Source organism: Cellulomonas sp. P1_C4, assembly GCF_056406355.1.
On record NZ_JBFUAI010000004.1, the window covers coordinates 31315 to 47922 of the forward strand.

General features: G+C 72.7%; 12 protein-coding genes. 5 read left to right on the plus strand and 7 right to left on the minus strand.

The window, feature by feature from the left end; translation table 11 throughout:
* Positions 1-66: 66 nt before the first annotated feature.
* Positions 67-2544 carry a phosphoketolase family protein gene (locus AC1DYZ_RS03915; RefSeq protein ID WP_477063904.1) on the minus strand — a complete coding sequence of 826 codons (2478 nt, stop codon included), beginning with the start codon at positions 2542-2544 and terminating at the stop codon, positions 67-69.
* Positions 2545-2824: 280 nt separating this feature from the next.
* Here AC1DYZ_RS03915 and AC1DYZ_RS03920 point away from each other — a divergent pair, with 280 nt between their 5' ends.
* Entirely contained in the window at positions 2825-3784 is a 960-nt protein-coding gene (locus AC1DYZ_RS03920; RefSeq protein WP_477063905.1) for an SURF1 family protein, read from the plus strand.
* 9 nt (positions 3785-3793) lie between these two features.
* Here AC1DYZ_RS03920 and arfB read toward each other — a convergent pair whose 3' ends face one another.
* From arfB to AC1DYZ_RS03940, 4 genes are all read right to left on the minus strand, one after another.
* A complete protein-coding gene (arfB, locus tag AC1DYZ_RS03925) occupies positions 3794-4222 on the minus strand; it encodes an alternative ribosome rescue aminoacyl-tRNA hydrolase ArfB (RefSeq protein ID WP_477063906.1) in 429 nt (142 codons plus the stop codon).
* The gene (locus AC1DYZ_RS03930; RefSeq protein ID WP_477063907.1) at positions 4219-6543 is read right to left on the minus strand and encodes a collagen-binding domain-containing protein; all 2325 of its coding nucleotides are present in this window, start codon (positions 6541-6543) and stop codon (positions 4219-4221) included. Before AC1DYZ_RS03930 ends, arfB begins: the two co-directional genes overlap by 4 nt.
* A gap of 97 nt (positions 6544-6640) precedes the next feature.
* Positions 6641-8380, minus strand: coding sequence for an ABC transporter ATP-binding protein (locus tag AC1DYZ_RS03935; RefSeq protein ID WP_477063908.1), 1740 nt, complete (start codon positions 8378-8380; stop codon positions 6641-6643).
* A complete protein-coding gene (locus AC1DYZ_RS03940; protein WP_477063909.1) occupies positions 8377-10224 on the minus strand; it encodes an ABC transporter ATP-binding protein in 1848 nt (615 codons plus the stop codon). The genes AC1DYZ_RS03935 and AC1DYZ_RS03940 overlap by 4 nt, the downstream gene beginning before the upstream one ends.
* A 110-nt stretch (positions 10225-10334) precedes the next feature.
* Here AC1DYZ_RS03940 and guaA point away from each other — a divergent pair, with 110 nt between their 5' ends.
* The 4 genes from guaA to AC1DYZ_RS03960 all read left to right on the plus strand — a co-directional run bounded on the left by guaA (position 10335) and on the right by AC1DYZ_RS03960 (position 14280).
* Complete coding sequence (gene guaA, locus AC1DYZ_RS03945; protein ID WP_477063910.1) at positions 10335-11915, plus strand: glutamine-hydrolyzing GMP synthase; 1581 nt, start codon at positions 10335-10337, stop codon at positions 11913-11915.
* Positions 11916-11979: 64 nt separating this feature from the next.
* Entirely contained in the window at positions 11980-12414 is a 435-nt protein-coding gene (locus AC1DYZ_RS03950; protein WP_477063911.1) for a DUF3817 domain-containing protein, read from the plus strand.
* 51 nt (positions 12415-12465) lie between these two features.
* A complete protein-coding gene (locus AC1DYZ_RS03955; RefSeq protein ID WP_477063912.1) occupies positions 12466-13599 on the plus strand; it encodes a glycosyltransferase family 4 protein in 1134 nt (377 codons plus the stop codon).
* 123 nt (positions 13600-13722) lie between these two features.
* Positions 13723-14280 carry an aromatic ring-opening dioxygenase LigA gene (locus tag AC1DYZ_RS03960; protein WP_477063913.1) on the plus strand — a complete coding sequence of 186 codons (558 nt, stop codon included), beginning with the start codon at positions 13723-13725 and terminating at the stop codon, positions 14278-14280.
* A 70-nt stretch (positions 14281-14350) separates the two neighbouring features.
* Here AC1DYZ_RS03960 and AC1DYZ_RS03965 read toward each other — a convergent pair whose 3' ends face one another.
* Both AC1DYZ_RS03965 and AC1DYZ_RS03970 read right to left on the minus strand, forming a co-directional pair.
* Positions 14351-15241, minus strand: a complete 891-nt coding sequence (locus AC1DYZ_RS03965; protein WP_477063914.1) for a hypothetical protein — start codon at positions 15239-15241, stop codon at positions 14351-14353.
* Positions 15241-16599, minus strand: coding sequence for a PspC domain-containing protein (locus tag AC1DYZ_RS03970; protein WP_477063915.1), 1359 nt, complete (start codon positions 16597-16599; stop codon positions 15241-15243). Before AC1DYZ_RS03970 ends, AC1DYZ_RS03965 begins: the two co-directional genes overlap by 1 nt.
* Positions 16600-16608: the final 9 nt, after the last annotated feature.

Here is a 16608-nt window from a genome sequence, read left to right on the forward strand (position 1 = left end):
TCCTGGAGCTGGTGGAACGGAGCCGTGGGGSGGGCGGGTTGCGCCCGCCCCACGGCGAAGGTCGTGCTACTCGTTGTCGCCGCCCGTCGAGATCGTGGCGGCCACCTGCCCCGCGTCGGCGGCGTCCTGCGCGTCGGGCCACACCCAGTCGCGGACCTCTGGCAGGTCGTCGCCGTGCGCGCGGGTGTACTCGCGGGCGTGGAGCCGGGCGTCGACCATCTTCTGCCGCAGGTTGGCCTGGGCCGTGCGCAGGTGCGGCACGTTGTCGATGACGTCGATGACGAGGTGGAACCGGTCGAGGTCGTTGAGCATGACCATGTCGAACGGCGTCGTCGTCGTGCCCTCCTCCTTGTACCCGCGCACGTGGATGTTGGCGTGCCCGTGGCGGCGGTAGGTGAGCCGGTGGATGAGCCACGGGTACCCGTGGTACGCGAAGATCACGGGCTTGTCCTCGGTGAAGAGCCCGTCGAACTGCGCGTCGGACAGCCCGTGCGGGTGCTCCCGCGCGTCCTGCAGGCGCATCAGGTCGACCACGTTGATCACGCGCACCTTGAGGTCCGGCAGCTCGCGCCGCAGGATGTCGGCCGCCGCCAGCACCTCGAGGGTGGGCACGTCGCCCGCGCACCCGAGGACGACGTCGGGCTTCTCGCCCGCCACCTCCGTGCCCGCCCAGTCCCAGATGCCCAGGCCGCGCGTGCAGTGCGCGATCGCCTGGTCCATGGTCAGGAAGTTCGGGGCCGGCTGCTTGCCCGCCACGACCACGTTGACGTACTGCCGGCTGCGCAGGCAGTGGTCGTACGTGGACAGCAGCGTGTTCGCGTCCGGCGGCAGGTACACCCGGATGACGTCGGCCTTCTTGTTCACCACGTGGTCGATGAACCCGGGGTCCTGGTGGCTGAAGCCGTTGTGGTCCTGGCGCCAGACGTGGCTGGACAGCAGGTAGTTCAGGCTCGCGATGGGCCGTCGCCACGGGATGTCGTTGGTGACCTTCAGCCACTTAGCGTGCTGGTTGAACATCGAGTCGATGATGTGGATGAACGCCTCGTAGCAGTTGAAAAGCCCGTGGCGGCCGGTGAGCAGGTAGCCCTCGAGCCACCCCTGGCACTGGTGCTCACTGAGCATCTCCAGCACGCGTCCGGCGCGCGCGAGGTGCTCGTCCACGTCGGCGCCGAAGAACTCGGCGTTCCACTGCTTGTCCGTCACCGCGAACACCGACTGGAGGCGGTTCGACGCCGTCTCGTCCGGCCCGAAGATCCGGAAGTTGTCGGGGTTGAGCCGGATGACGTCGGTGAGCCAGTCGCCCAGCACGCGCGGGGCCTCGCTGAGCGAGCCTGCCGGCACCGGCACGTCGACCGCGTACTTGCGGAAGTCGGGCAGGCGCAGGTCCTTGAGCAGCGCCCCGCCGTTCGCGTTCGGGTTGTCGCTCATCCGCAGGTGGCCGGTGGGTGCCAGCGCCCGGATGTCGTCGTGCAGCCGACCGCCCTCGTCGAACAGCTCGTTGACCCCGTACGACTCCAGCCACTGCCGCAGCACGTCCAGGTGCTCCGGGGTGTCCCGCGCGTTGGCCAGCGGCACCTGGTGGGCGCGCCACGAGCCGGTGGTCTTCTTGCCGTCGATGTAGTCGGGCCCGGTCCAGCCCTTGGGCGTGCGGAACACGATCATCGGCCACTGCGGGCGCTGCTCGTTGCCGGCGTGCGCGCTGCGCTTGATCTCCGCGATCTCGTCGAGCACCTCGTCCAGGAGCGTGGCGAAGCGGCGGTGGATGTCCTCGTGCGACTCGTCGTCGAAGCCCGCGACGAACATGTGCGGCTTGTGGCCGTAGCCCACCATGAGCGACTCGAGCTCGTGGTCCGGGATGCGCGCGAGCACCGTCGGGTTCGCGATCTTGTAGCCGTTGAGGTGCAGGATCGGCAGGACGACGCCGTCCTTCTCCGGGTTGACGAACTTGTTCGAGTGCCAGCTGGTGGCGAGCGGGCCGGTCTCCGCCTCGCCGTCGCCGACGACGGTGGCGACCAGCAGGTCCGGGTTGTCGAACGCCGCGCCGTACGCGTGGCTCAGCGCGTAGCCGAGCTCGCCGCCCTCGTGGATCGACCCCGGGGTCTCGGGGGCGACGTGGCTCGGGATGCCGCCCGGGAACGAGAACTGGCGGAAGAGCCGGTGGATGCCCTCGGTGTCCTCGGTGATGTCCGAGTAGTACTCGGAGTACGTGCCGTCGAGGTACGCGCTGGCGACCAGGCCCGGACCGCCGTGGCCGGGGCCGGTCACGTAGATCGTCGACTGCTCGCGCTCCTTGATCGCGCGGTTGAGGTGCGCGTACAGGAAGTTCAGGCCCGGCGTGGTGCCCCAGTGGCCGAGCAGGCGGGGCTTCACGTGGTCGCGGGTGAGCGGCTCACGCAGCAACGGGTTGTCCAGCAGGTAGATCTGGCCGACGGAGAGGAAGTTCGCCGCCCGCCACCACTGGTCGATGCGGGCCAGGGTCTCGGTGTCGATCGCCTCCCCGCTCCCGGTCTGCCACGTGCTGCTTGCCGACGTCGTCGTGGTCATGCGCGCTCCCCAGTTATCGCTCCGACGGTGTCCGCCGGCCCGGTCTCAGCCTTGCCCAGGCCTCGCGACGAGCGGAGGACCTTGGTCCCGCCGTCGCGCGCATGCCCTGTTGTCATACAACCGCACTCCGCCGTCGGGTGCAGCATTCTGTGGGAGAACGCACGCGGAACGGCAGATGGCGCTGCTCGGGGACGGGTGTGCAGGTCAGCGGGGCTGTGGGCGGCTCGGCGGGCGGTTGAGCCGGTTCCGGTCGCGTGCGCGCTGCGGGGTACCGTGAGGCGTGACCGAGCAGAGCCCCGCAGCCGTCGCGCGCGAGCGCGCCGCGGGGTCCGGCGTGAGCCGGCAGCCGACCGCCCCGGAGGCCCGCTCCGGCACCGATCCCGCCGCACTCACCCGCACCCAGCCAGCTGCCCAGGAGCCGGGTGCCGCTGCTCCGACACGGCCCTCGCCGGCCTGGGAGCAGGCGGCTCGACGCCCCCCGACGACCATGCTGCGGGCCGCGGTCCGGCCGCGCATGCTCCTGCTCCTCGTCCTGCTGCTCGCGGCCGCTGCGCTGTGCGCGCGCCTGGGTGTCTGGCAGCTCGACCGCGCGCAGGTGCACGGCGCGGCCGCCGAGGAGAGGCGCACCGCCGCGCTCGTCGCCGCACCCGCCGTCCCGCTCGCGGACGCCCTGGCACCCCAGACGACCTTCACCGGCGATCTCGTCGGCCGCAAGGTCTCGGTGACCGGCACGTACGACGCCGCCGGCCAGCTGCTGGTGACGGGCCGCGCGCACGACGGCGAGACCGGCTTCCTCGTCCTCACCCCGCTGCGGACCGTCGACGGAGCGGTGCTGCCCGTGGTCCGTGGGTGGGTGGCGACGCCCGCCGACGCCGACCAGCCGCCCGCCGGGGGCGTCGACGTCACGGGGTACCTGCAGGCGTCCGAGGAGTCCGCGGACGGGATCGCCGACGGGCGCACCGACGGCATCAGCTCCGCCGAGCTGCTCAACGCGTGGGGCGGCCCGATCTACACCGGGTACCTGGTCGTCTCGTCGTCCGACCCCACGCAGGCGTCGTCGGTGGTGCTCCTCGACCCTCCGACCAAACCCGGGTCGGGCCTCAACATCCAGAACCTCGCGTACGCCGCTCAGTGGTGGATCTTCGGCGCGTTCGCCGTGCTGCTGTGGCTGCGCCTCGTCCGCGACGAGGCCCGCGGATCGGGAGTGGAGCCCGAGCCGGGCGGAGCCGCGCCGGCCTGAGCCTCCCCGTCAGCCCAGCGGCGGGCGGCGGCGCAGCTCCTTGACGGCCCGGCGCTTCTGCTCGCCCTGCACCCGGCGCACCTGCGAGCCGCGGCTGGGCCGGGTGGCCCGGCGGGTCGGCCCCGGGGGCGCGAGGGCGTCGTCGAGCAGGGCGTGCACGCGGGTCAGCGCGGCMTCGCGGTTGCGCAGCTGCGACCGGTACTCCTGCGCGCTCACGGTGAGCAGCAGACCGCGCAACCGGCCCGACAGCCGCGCGAGCACACGGTCCTGCTGGGTCGGGCTGGTCCACGGGATCCGCGCGAGGTCGACCGTCAGCTCGACGCGCGAGTCGGTGGTGTTGACCGACTGGCCGCCCGGCCCGCTCGACCTGGAGAAGCGCCACGCGAGGGCGTCGTCCGGGACGACGACGCCGCCGCGCAGGACAAGCGGACCGGTCATGCGCGGAGCGTACGTGCGCGCCGAGCTGCGAGCGTCAGCGTCGCGCCGAGCAGGAGCGCGAGAACCGCGGCCAGGGCCGTGCTGCCCACGCCGTCCGCACCGGTCGCCGCGAGTGCGGCAGCGTCGTCAGGCGCGGCGCCTCCAGGCGTGCCGGCGCCAGGCGTGCTGCCACCGTCGGGCAACGTGGCGGCGTACGTGTTGGTCGCCGTGACGAGGCCGACGACCGCGGGGTCTCCGGCCGCGACGACCACCTGGCCGCCGGCGGGCGAGAGCACGCTGGTGAACGCTCCGCCCGGCTGGTCCGGGTCCTCCGCCACCGTGCACACGGTCCCGACGGGGAACCCGCCCACGACGACCGTGCCGCCGGACGCCACCGACCACGTGCCGGATGACGTACCTGTGGTGCCGGCCGCGTTGCACGACCACGTCCCGGTGAATAGCGCCCCCGCGGGCACCGCGTCCGTCGCTCCGGCCACGACCTTCCTGACCGCGAAGCCGCCGAGCGCCGGGACGACGTCCGGATCGACCACGTTCGTGACCCGCACCGCGCTGACAGCGCTGCCTCGACCCACGGTGAACGCGAAGCCGCCGTGCTCGGGGGTCGCGCTCGCGCCGCCGGTGACCGCCCACGTCGGGGCCGTCCACGTGCCGCCGACCGGATCCGCGGGCCGGACCTCGACCAGCTCGACCACGCTGTCGGGCGCGACGTCGATCGGGCCGAGGACGGTGCCGTCAGAGGCGACGACAAGGTCCGCCGGTTGCCGCACGCCGTCCACCCACCACTGGAAGCTGAAGGTCTCCGGCGCACCGAGACCGGCGTCGTCCACGGACTTGGCGACACTGAACCGACCCTGACCGCGAAGGGTGTCGGTCAGCGAGACCTCCACCTTCGCGCCTTCCTGGACGCGGAACGCGACCTGCGCGCCCCCCTGGGTGGGTATGACGGTCGACGCACCCGTGACGGCCCAGACGGGCGCCTGCCAGACGCCCCCCGGGACGGTCGGCGGTACGGGCTCGGCGAGCTCGACCAACGTGCCCGACGCGACGGAGGCCAGGCCGAGCGGGGTGCCGTCCACCTCGAGCGACAGGTCGGGCTGCTGCCGGACCCCGTCGAGCCAGTACTGCACGGCGACGGTGGCGGGCAAGGCGTCGAACGTGCCGTCCGCGACCAGGGTCTTGCTCAGCTGCACCGTGCCGACCGGGGCGGCGTCGGCCGGGATGCACCCCAGGTACGCGTAGTGGTGGATCTCGCCGGAGCCGCCCGGCTTGGTCAGTGTCGACGCGATCAGCTGGCCCTCGAGCGGGCTGGCGTTCTGCATCGTCACGTTCGCACGCGGAGCGAGGACGGTCCCGGTGATCCGGTCCTGGCTCGCAAGCGTCAGCGGGCCGGCGCTGGCGTAGCTCCAGAGCACGTACGGCGCGAAGACGTTGCTCGTGCCCGAGTTGTTGGCTCCGTTGAACCGCGGGATGGCGAACTGGGGCCCTCCGGTCATCCGGATCACCAGGCCCGTGGTGGCGGACGGCACGGCCCCCCCGATGAAGTTCAGTGCTGTCACGCCATCGAAGGTCGCGGGCGTCGCCGACAGCACGTTGAGCTCGTTGGGGACGAGCGTGAGCTGCCTCTCGGGTCCGCTCCCGCTGAGGGTCACGGCGGAGATCCCGGCGTCTGCGCCCGACAGCACCGAGACGGCGTCCGCGATGTTGTCGAGCGCCGGGAAACCGCTGGTCAGCGGCGCGACCGCGAACGGTCCGATGTGCGCGGCCACCCATGCATCGATGGGTAGGCCTGGCTCCGGCGGCGGCGGCAGGACGCGCGCCTGGCCCGTGCCGTTTCCGATGAACACCGCCGGGCCCTGCAACGTGGCCGTCGCCCACGTCGAGGTGCCAGCCAGCATCTCGCCCCGGGGCCAGGTCGATCGGTCCGCCCCTGAGCCCACCTGGAGGATGCCCTGCGACCCGGCCAGGTCGTACGCGCCGGCCGAGACCCGCACCGGCAGCGTCGTGCCACCGACGTCGAGGGTGGGCAGGACGTAGTCCGGTGGTGTCAGGCCGGTCGAGTGGCGCACGTCGAACGTGGACTGCCACGACAGCGAGCCACCGACGGCGAGGGTGCCTTCGATCTCCGATCCGCCCAGGGAGGCGTTGCCCTCGACGAGGACGGTGAACCCCCGCGTCGGGTCGCCGGTGACACCACACACGTTGAAGGCCTCGGCCGGCGCGGCCGCTGCGACGCTGAGCGCCGTGGCGGCCGCGGGGACCAGGAGTGCACCGGCGACGACCGCGGCGACGACTCCGCGGGCACGGCTCCGAGTGGTGAGCACGCGAGATCCTTCCGGCGGTGACAGGTTGTTCACAGCAACCTAACCGATTCGGGCGGATTGTCCCTGACGGATCGATGGATCGTCTGGCGCACCTTCGTCAGACCGCGTCGTGCTGCCACGAGTGCCACAGCGCCGCGTAGTCGCCGCCGGCGGCGACCAGCTCGTCGTGCGGGCCGATCTCGGTGATGCGGCCGGCGTCGACCACCGCGACCCGGTCCGCGTCGTGCGCGGTGTGGAGGCGGTGGGCGATCGCGACGACTGTCCGGCCCCTGAGCACGGCCGACAACGACTTCTCCAGGTGCCGGGCGGCACGCGGATCCATCAGCGAGGTCGCCTCGTCGAGCACCAGCGTGTGCGGGTCGAGCAGCACGAGCCGGGCCAGCGCGATCTGCTGGGCCTGCGCAGGCGTCAGCGGGGCGCCGCCGGATCCGACCTCGGTGGCCAGCCCGTCGGGCAGCGCCTGCACCCACTCCCACGCGTCGACCGCGCGCAGCGCGCGCTCGAGGGCGGCCGGGTCGGCGTCCTCCTGCGCGAGCCGAAGGTTGTCCGCGACCGTGCCGACGAACACGTGGTGCTCCTGGGTCACGAGGGCGACGTGCCCGCGCAGGTGCTCCAGCGGCAGGTCGATCAGCGGCACGCCGCCGACGGTCACCGTGCCGCCGGTGGGCGGGTGGATGCCGGCGAGCATGCGGCCGAGCGTCGACTTGCCCGCGCCCGACGGACCGACGACCGCCAGCCGTTCGCCGGCCGCCAGGTCGAGGTCGATGCCGTGCAGCACGTTGTGGCCCTCGCGGTACGCGTACTCGAGGTCCCGGGCGGCGATGTCCTCGTCGACCGGCGTGCCCTCGCGGGACTGACGGTCCGGCTCGACCAGCTGCACCCCGACGATGCGTGCCAGCGACGTGGCCGCCACCTGGATCTCGTCGATCCAGAAGATCAGCTCCCACACCGGACCGGTGACCTGGTAGGTGTACAGCACGATCGTGGTGACCGCGCCGACCGTGACCTGCCCCTGCGAGGCCAGGTACCCGCCCCAGAACAGGACGGCGGCCGGGGCGAGCACGAACGCGCCGTCGATGCCGGGGAACAGGATCGTGCGCAGGCGCAGCGTCGCCTTCTCGGCGGCGAACGCCTCGCGCAGGTCGTCGTCCACCCGGGCCATCCGGCGCCGGCCCAGCCGCAGGGCGTCGACCGTGCGCGCACCCTCGACCGACTCGGTGATGGTGCCGTTGAGCGTCGCGTACGCCGCCGACTCCCGCTGGTACGCCGGCGTCGCGCGCTTGAGGTACCAGCGCACGAGGATCACGAGCGTCGGGACGCCGATGAACATCGCGATCGAGACCAGCGGCGAGACGATCAGGCAGGCGACGATCGTCAGCGTGATGGTGACGACGGCGACGATGACGCGCGGGACGCCGAAGCGCACCGCGTGCTGCAGCTTGTTGACGTCATTGGTGGTGCGTGCGACCAGGTCGCCGGTCCCGGCGCGCTCGACCGTGGACAGCGGCAGGGCGGTGACCTTCTCGATGAACTCCTCGCGCAGCTCGGCGAAGACCTCCTCGCCGAACACCATCGACGAGCGCTGCGCGAAGCGGATGATCACCGTCTGCGCGAGCACCGCGGCGGCCCCGATGGCGATGAGCGTGTTGACGTAGCCGACCGTCGTGCCGTCGTTGACGGCGTCGACCAGCATGCCGAGGATCCACGGGCCGGCCAGGCCGGCGGTCGCGGCCAGCGTGTGCAGGACCGCGATGATCGTCAGCGGCCGGCGGTGCTTGCGCATCAGGAGGCCGGTGTAGGCCCGCACGGTCGCCGAGTCGGCGATGGGGAGCTTCATGACTGTCCTCCGTTCGTGTCTCCGGCCGTCTGGCCCGCCATCAGCTCTTCGAGGAGCCGCTCGTCGTCCGCCAGGTCCTCGACCGAGCGGTTCTCGAGCGACTCCTCGTCCATCTGCCGTCCCACGACCGCGCGGTAGGCGCGCGCCACGGAAGGGTCGTCCGCACCGTGCAGCAGCAGCTCGTCGTGCGTGCCGCGGGCGCGGATGACGCCGTCCTGGACGAACGCGACCTCGTCGACGTGGTCGAGCACGAGGGGGCTCGCGGTGACGATCAGCGTGGTGCGACCGCGCCGGACGTCGGCCAGCCGCGCCGCGATCCGCGCCTCGGTGTGGGCGTCGACCGCGCTGGTCGGCTCGACCAGCACGAGGATCTCGGGGTCGATCAGCAGCGCACGGGCGAGCGCGACCCGCTGACGCTGGCCGCCCGACAGCGACCGGCCCTTCTCGGGCAGCTCTCCGGCCAGGCCGTCGGGCACCGAGTCGAGCACGTCGTGCGCGTCCGCCGTCGCGATGACGCGCAGCAGGTCGTCCTGCGTTGCGCCGCCGCGGACGTCCAGCTCGTGCTCCAGCAGCCCCGAGAACAGGTGCGGCGTCGCCTCGGCGACGACGATCCGCTCGCGCACCGCGTCCTTGTCGAGCTCCGAGAGCAGCACGCCTCCGAGCCGGACCGGGGTCTCCTTCTCGGCCTCGTCGTCGAACCGCCCGAGCCGCGTGGCGATGCGGGCGGACTCGTCGGGGTCCGCACTGACCAGGGCGACGACACGGCCCGGGTCGAGACGCAGCTCGCTGACCTCGTCGACGAGCGGGACGTGCGGGTCCGGCACGGTGGCGGTGCCGTCGGTCGCGCCCGTCGCCGGGACGACCCGCAGCACCTTGACCACCTTGGTCGCGCCGATGTGCGCACGCGTCGCGGCCTGCAGCATCTGTGTGGCGTTCTGCACGGGCCACGACAGGAAGGCTGCGAAGCCGTACGTCGCGACGAGCTGCCCGGGCGTGATGGTGCCCGCCAGGGCCATGTGCGCGCCGAGGTAGATGAGGACGACGACGAACGTGCCGGGCAGGAGCACCTGCAGGGCGTCGAGCACCGACTGCGTCTTGGCCACCTCGACGCCGCGGCGTCGCGTCTCCTGCGACTGCTCGCGGTAGCGGCCTGTGAAGACGCCCTCGCCGCCGATGCCGCGCAGGATGCGCAGGCCCGAGACCGTGTCCGCGCCGAGCGTGGTCAGGCGACCGGAGGCCTCGCGCTGAGCCGCCTGCCGCCGGGACAGCGGCTTGACCAGCAGGCCGAGGATCGCGGCGACGGTGGGCAGGCCGAGGATCACCACGAGCCCGAGCGGCACGGACACGCGGAGCATGAGGACCGCGACGACGCCGTAGGCGACGAGGCTGCCGAGGAAGTGAGCGGCCAGCGCGTAGACCTCACCGATGCGCAGCGCGTCGTTGGCGACGGCCGAGACGACCTCGCCCGTCGGCAGCTCCGAGGTGATCGCGTGGCCCGACCGCGAGACGGTCTTGCCGACCAGCTGGGACGACGTGAACGCCGCGCGGAGCCAGTTCGCGATGTCGTACCGGTGGCCGATGGCGGAGGTGATGGTGATGACCACGCCGAGCGCCAGCAACGTGCCGCACGCGCGCCACAGCTCCGGGCCGAAGCCGCTGTCGAGGCCGTCATCGATCGCGTGGCCGACGACGTACGGGGTGAGCGCCTGGCAGCCGAACATCACCACGCCGAGGCCGACCGCGGTCAGGAGGATCCCCCACTGCCGGCGGGCCAGCCACCAGAGCAGCGCCGTAGGCCCGCTCAGCGGCGGGGTACCGGGGTCGTCGAGGGGGAGGGAACGCACGAGGGGCAACGTTACGTGGGGCTACCGACACTCCTCGAACCGTTTTCCGCAGCCGTGCCAGGGCACGGACACAGGACGGACGAGGTCCGTGCGCCGACTACCCTGAGGGCGTGACGCAGACGCCCGACCCGGCCGCCACCACTCATCGTCCCGTGCTCGTCGTCGACTTCGGCGCGCAGTACGCGCAGCTGATCGCGCGGCGTGTGCGCGAGGCCAACGTGTACTCCGAGATCGTGCCGCACACCGCGTCCGTCGCGGACCTGCTGGCCAAGGACCCGGCCGCGATCATCCTGTCGGGCGGCCCGTCCTCGGTGTACGCGACCGGCGCCCCGTTCGTCGACCCCGCCCTGTTCGAGGCCGGTGTCCCGGTGCTCGGCATCTGCTACGGCTTCCAGGCGATGGCCGCCGCGCTGGGTGGGACCGTCGCGCAGACCGGCCAGCGCGAGTACGGCGGGACGGCCGTCGAGGTCACGTCCGCCGGGACCGTGCTCTCGGGCAGCCCGTCGTCGCAGACGGTCTGGATGAGCCACGGCGACGCCGTGCACGCCGCGCCGGAGGGCTTCGAGGTCCTGGCGACGTCGTCGGGAAGCCCCGTCGCGGCGTTCGAGGACCGCGCCCGCCGCCTGTTCGGCGTGCAGTGGCACCCCGAGGTCAAGCACTCGCCGCTCGGGCAGAAGGCGCTCGAGAACTTCCTCTACGAGGGCGCCGGCCTGACGCCCGACTGGAACGCGGGGAACGTCGTCGCGGAGCAGGTCGAGAAGATCCGCGCGCAGGTGGGCACGTCCCGCGTGATCTGCGGGCTGTCCGGCGGCGTCGACTCGTCCGTCGCCGCGGCGCTCGTGCAGAAGGCCGTCGGCAGCCAGCTGACCTGCGTGTTCGTCGACCACGGTCTGTTGCGCTCGGGCGAGGCCGAGCAGGTGGAGAAGGACTTCGTCGCCGCCACCGGCGTGCAGCTCAAGGTCGTCGACGCGCGCGAGCGGTTCCTGCACGCGCTGGCCGGGCACACCGACCCCGAGACCAAGCGCAAGATCATCGGCCGCGAGTTCATCCGCGTGTTCGAGGACGCGGCGCGGGAGATCGTCGAGCACAGCGACGATGAGGTGAAGTTCCTCGTGCAGGGCACGCTCTACCCCGACGTCGTCGAGTCCGGCGGCGGCGAGGGCGCGGCGAACATCAAGTCGCACCACAACGTGGGCGGGCTTCCCGACGACCTGCAGTTCGAGCTGGTCGAGCCGCTGCGCACCCTTTTCAAGGACGAGGTCCGCGCGGTCGGCCTGGAGCTCGGCGTGCCCGAGGGCATCGTCTGGCGCCAGCCGTTCCCCGGCCCCGGCCTGGGCATCCGGATCATCGGCGAGGTGACAGCCGAGCGCCTCGACATCCTGCGCGCGGCCGACGTGATCGCCCGCGAGGAGCTGACCCGCGCCGGCCTGGACCGTGACATCTGGCAGTGCCCCGTGGTGCTTCTCGCGGACGTGCGGTCGGTCGGCGTGCAGGGCGACGGACGGACGTACGGCCACCCGGTCGTGCTGCGGCCCGTCTCGTCCGAGGACGCCATGACCGCCGACTGGACCCGCCTGCCGTACGACGTGCTGGCGACGATCTCGACCCGGATCACCAACGAGGTGCCCGAGGTCAACCGCGTGGTGCTCGACGTGACGAGCAAGCCGCCGGGCACCATCGAGTGGGAGTGACCACACGTCGGAGGGAGTGCGGGTTCTGACCGGACCTGCTCCCGCGATGGGGGAGAATCGTCCGGTGAGCGACAGCACCCCGCAGACGACCCCCGCGACCACCTCGGTGTCCGCCTCCGGCCCGACGACCGACCCGTGGGTCCGCAAGGCAGCCGGGGCGACGAAGCGGTACCGCGTGCTGGCGTGGATCACCGGCACGATGTTGCTCCTGCTCTGCCTCGAGCTCGTCCTCAAGTACGTGTTCCACGCCGGTGGCGTCGACGCGGCCGGCCACCCGAACCCGGTCATCGGCGCGTGGGTGGCCTATGCGCACGGCTGGATCTACGTCGTCTACCTGGTCACGGTGTTCGACCTCTGGTCGAAGATGCGCTGGCGGTTGGGGCGTCTGGCGACGATGGCGGCGGCGGGCGTCGTCCCGGTCATGTCGTTCATCCTCGAGCGCAAGGTGCACGCGCAGGCACTGGCGCGGATCGAGGCCGCGGACGCCGCACGCGGGTGACATGTCCCCGACCATGAACGCTCGTCCAGTTCGCGTGGTTAGGGTGTGCGCGTGCTGATCGTCCACGTCTCCGACTGCTACGCACCGCGCACCGGCGGGATCGAGTCGCAGGTCGGCGACCTCGCGGCCCGCCAGGTCGCCGCCGGTCACGAGGTGCACGTGCTCACGGCGACGCTCGGCGTCGGCGGGGAGCGCGGCGGCGTCGTGGACCTGGAGAACGGTGTCCACGTGCACCGGCTGGGCGCCCGGATCCCGTTCGACCTGCCCGTGAACCCCGTGGGCCCGCGGCTGTTCCGCGAGGCGTTCGGCGCCCTGCGGCCCGACGTGGTCCACGTGCACGCCGGCGTGCTCTCGCCGTTCGCGTACGACGGCGCGCGCATCGCGCTCGATCACGGCCTACCGACGGCGATCACGTGGCACTGCATGCTGGACGGCGTCGTCGGCACCCTGCGCACCCTGGTCAACCGCACCCGCTGGCACCGCGCGCCGGCCGCCCTGAGCGCCGTGAGCCACGCCGCGGCGGCTCGCGTGCACGAGGCGTTCGGCGCCGAGGTGTCCGTGATGCCCAACGGGCTCGACCTGGACGCGTGGGCGCCCAAGAGCTTCTCCGAGGGGCGCGGGCGGCCCGGCGAGCACGGTCCCCTGCGGCTGGTCTCGACCATGCGCCTCGCGCCCCGCAAGCGCGCCGTCCCGCTGGTCGAGCTCGTCGGGAAGGCTGCACGCCGGCTCCCGCCCGACCGCCTGCGGCTCGCGATCATCGGGGCCGGGCCCGCGCAGGGTCGCGTGGCCTCCGCCGTGGCGGGGCAGGGACTGCAGCACGTGGTCGAGCTGCGCGGCAGGCTGACCCGTTCGCAGGTCCGGTCGGCCTACGCCGACGCCGACGTGTTCCTCGCCCCGGCCGAGCTCGAGGCCTTCGGGATCGCCGCCCTCGAGGCTCGCACGGCCGGGCTCGCCATCGTCGCCCGGCGCGGTACGGGGATCGCCGAGTTCGTCCAGGACGGCGTCGACGGTCTGCTCGTCGCCGACGACGCCGAGATGACCGAGGCGATCGTGCACCTCGCCCGCGACGGCCGCCTGCTCGAGGGCATGCTCACCCACAATCGCGCGGTCCGGCCCGCCTTCGGGTGGGACGACGTGCTCGGCTCCGCGGAGTCGGAGTACGCCCGGGCGCGCGCGCTCGCCTGACCTTCGCCGATTCGCCCGGTTTCTCCCCTAGAGTCGTTCCGTTGGGCGATTCAGTCATGGGCCGCGAGGCCCACCGGGTTCGCGTTGTCGGACCCGTCCTGCTGGGGGTTCGGAGAGGGAGACATGGCGACGACAACAGGCAGCCCGAAGACAGTCCGGGTGCTCGGGCTGATCACGATCATCTTCGGGATCATCTTCATCATCGCGGGTGGCGTGACCTGGGGGGCGGTCTCGAGCAACCTGGCGGCCGAGAAGATCACGGTCTCCGACGATGCCCAGGCCTTCGGCGGTCAGCTGGTCGACACGCCGTGGGAGGCCTGGTTCCAGGCGGACATCATCAACACCCACGCACTGGAGGCGTCGGGCGGCAAGACGTACGCCGAGCTGCCTCAGGACGACCCGAAGCGACAGACGGTCATGACCGCCTCGTTCCTGCGGGCGTCGCTGTTCACGTCCGTCGTGGCGTTCGGCGTCGCGCTGCTGGTCGTCGGTATCGGCGTCGTGTTCATCCTCATCGGTTGGGCGTTGCGGCGGGCTGCGGCCCTCGCGGGACTCGTGACGGACCAGACCGCCGCGACGACTGCCTATCCGGACCCGATCCCGACGGCCCGTCCGACGGCACCGCCAGCGGCGACGACCACGTCGACACCGCTGCCGCCGCCTTCTGGCCCCACGGCCTGAGCACAGCAACGTCCGAGGAAACGAGCGCCAGGGCGCTCGTTTCCTCGGACGTTGTGCTGTGTGTGGTCGGTCAGCGGCGTGCGCTGCGTGCGCCGCTGACGATGGAGCCGACCAGCAGGGCTGTGCCGGCGACCGCGAGCAGCACGATCATCGCCAGCTGGAGGTCGATGGCGACGCCGGCGGCCCAGGCCAGGAGCCCCACGCCGATGGCGGCGATGATGAGGCCCCAGACGACCGTCCCGACCCGGAGCCGGCGGCGGGGCGGGTCGACGGGCGTCGGGTCGACGGGCGCCGCCACGGGCTCGATGCGGTCCGACGACGGGTAGGGCACGCCCACCGGCTCCGCGTACGCCGAGGTGCGCGGCGGGGCCGTCGGCTCAGGGCGGTTGGTCGGCGCGTAGAGCGCGCCGATCGGTGACGCGTAGGGCGTCGCGGGGTCCGCTGCCGCGAGCGGCGTGGTCCCGTCATCCGGGGTCGTGAACGGGTCGGCATGACCCGCCGGCCCGATGTCGGTGGTCGGCAGGGCACGCGTCTCGTCGAGGGTGAGCGCCGTGGCGCCCGCGGCCGGGAGGCCCGTGATATCGCCGACCGCCGCTCCCTCGTCGTCGGTGGCTGCTGCGGTTTGGTCGACAGCGGGTGCGCGCCGGATGGCGACCGTGTCCTCCGCGGGTGCTGACAGGGTGTCGTCCAGCGGGGTGACGGCCGTGTCGTCGGCGGGTGCCGCGGTGGTGTCGTCGAGCGGGATGACGGCCGTGTCACCGGCGGGTGCCGGGGTGGTCTCGTCGACCGGCAGGACGACCGTGTCGTCCGGGGGTGCTGCGGCGGTGTCGCCGACGTCGAGGACAGCCGTGTTGTCGGCGGGCGTCGTGGTGGCCTCGTCGAGCGGGATGACGACCGTGTCGTCGGCGGGCGCCGGGGTGGTTTCCTCGGGACCGGCGCCGGGGGTCTTCTCGGTGGACATCAGTTCTCCTCGGTGATCGTGACGTCGCCCGCGCCGATCTGGACCTGCAGCGCGAGCTGAGGGCCGCCGGCGTCGATCGCTCCGGACGTGAAGGTGCGGGGGTTGAGGCCGACGCCGTCGACGCTCTTCTGCTCCCCGTCGACGTCCCAACGGACGGTGCCGGCACCGGCGTCGACGTCGGCCGAGACGCTCGCGTCGGACGGGACGACGATGGTGAGCTGGCCGGCGGCGAGCGAGATCGGGACCTCGAGGGTGTCGGAGGTCATCGGGACGTCGGACAGGTCGATCGTCACGTCGCCGAAGCCCAGGGAATACCCGTCGGCGGCGTCGGTGCGGGAGGTCACCACGACCGCCCCGCTCGCGGCGAAGTTGTGCTGGCCCTCGTTCGTCCAGATCCAGTGGTTGTTCTGCAGGGCGCCGAGGGGCACCGCCACGAGGATGCCGACGACCGCGAGACCGCCGAGGCCGCCGCTGGTCCGGCCGCGCAGGCCGGCGACGATGATGCCGAGACCGCAGAGCACGATGCCGATGCCGAGCGCCGTGAGCCCGACGGGCCCGGTGAAGTCTCCCGTGCGCTCGGCGACGAGCAGGACCGCGAGGCTGAGCAGGCTGAGCGCGACGACCACGCCGACCGTGCCGACGCCGGCACCCGGGGTACGGGGGCGCGGTGGGCGCGGCTGCTGCTGGTGCTTGGTGGTGCGGACCGGAGGAACCGGGGGAGGGGGCGTGGCCGACGGCGTCCAGGCCTGGGCCGGCGGCGCACCGTAGGGCGGAGCCGGCGCGGGAGCGGGCGGCGGGTAGACAGCGGTCGAGGCCGCCGCCGCGGGGTAGGTGGTCGCGGGGTAGGCGGTCGGAGCGCCGGGGGCCGTCGGCGGCCGAGGCCGGGACGGCTGCTGGTTGGCGACGACGACGATCAGCGTGACGATCCCGCCGACGAACGCGAGCCAGAGCAGCGCCTGGACCCACCCGGGCGGCCCCCAGAAGAAGAACCAGTTGTCGCCGCGGCCGAAGCCGACGATGACGAACGCCAGGGCGCCCAGGAGGGCGATGTCGAAGCGGCCGAGGATCATCTCCTCGACGTGGATCCGGCCGTCGCGGCGCTCGGGCAGCAGGGCCCAGGCGGCGCCGTACGCGACGAGGCCGAGCCCGCCGAGCAGGAGCGAGGCGACGAAGATCCCGCGCACCAGCAGGGGGTCGATACCGAACCTGTCTCCCACGCCCGCGCTGACGCCGCCGACCCAGCGGTCGTCGGAACGCGTGATGCCCAGCCGACGGATGCCGGCGAAGAAGCTGTTCGACGGGTACGCCGGGCTCTGCGGCGGGGCCGGCTCCGGGCCGGCGGGGGTGGTCGTGTCCATGCCTCGATC

What these genes read in the sequence shown, in the direction of transcription:
- AC1DYZ_RS03915 (WP_477063904.1), bottom strand. Translation starts at nt 2,544, where the DNA reads ATGACCACGACGACGTCGGCAAGCAGCACGTGGCAGACCGGGAGCGGG.
- AC1DYZ_RS03935 (WP_477063908.1), bottom strand. Translation starts at nt 8,380, where the DNA reads ATGAAGCTCCCCATCGCCGACTCGGCGACCGTGCGGGCCTACACCGGC.
- AC1DYZ_RS03960 (WP_477063913.1), top strand. Translation starts at nt 13,723, where the DNA reads ATGGCGACGACAACAGGCAGCCCGAAGACAGTCCGGGTGCTCGGGCTG.
- AC1DYZ_RS03965 (WP_477063914.1), bottom strand. Translation starts at nt 15,241, where the DNA reads ATGTCCACCGAGAAGACCCCCGGCGCCGGTCCCGAGGAAACCACCCCG.
- AC1DYZ_RS03970 (WP_477063915.1), bottom strand. Translation starts at nt 16,599, where the DNA reads ATGGACACGACCACCCCCGCCGGCCCGGAGCCGGCCCCGCCGCAGAGC.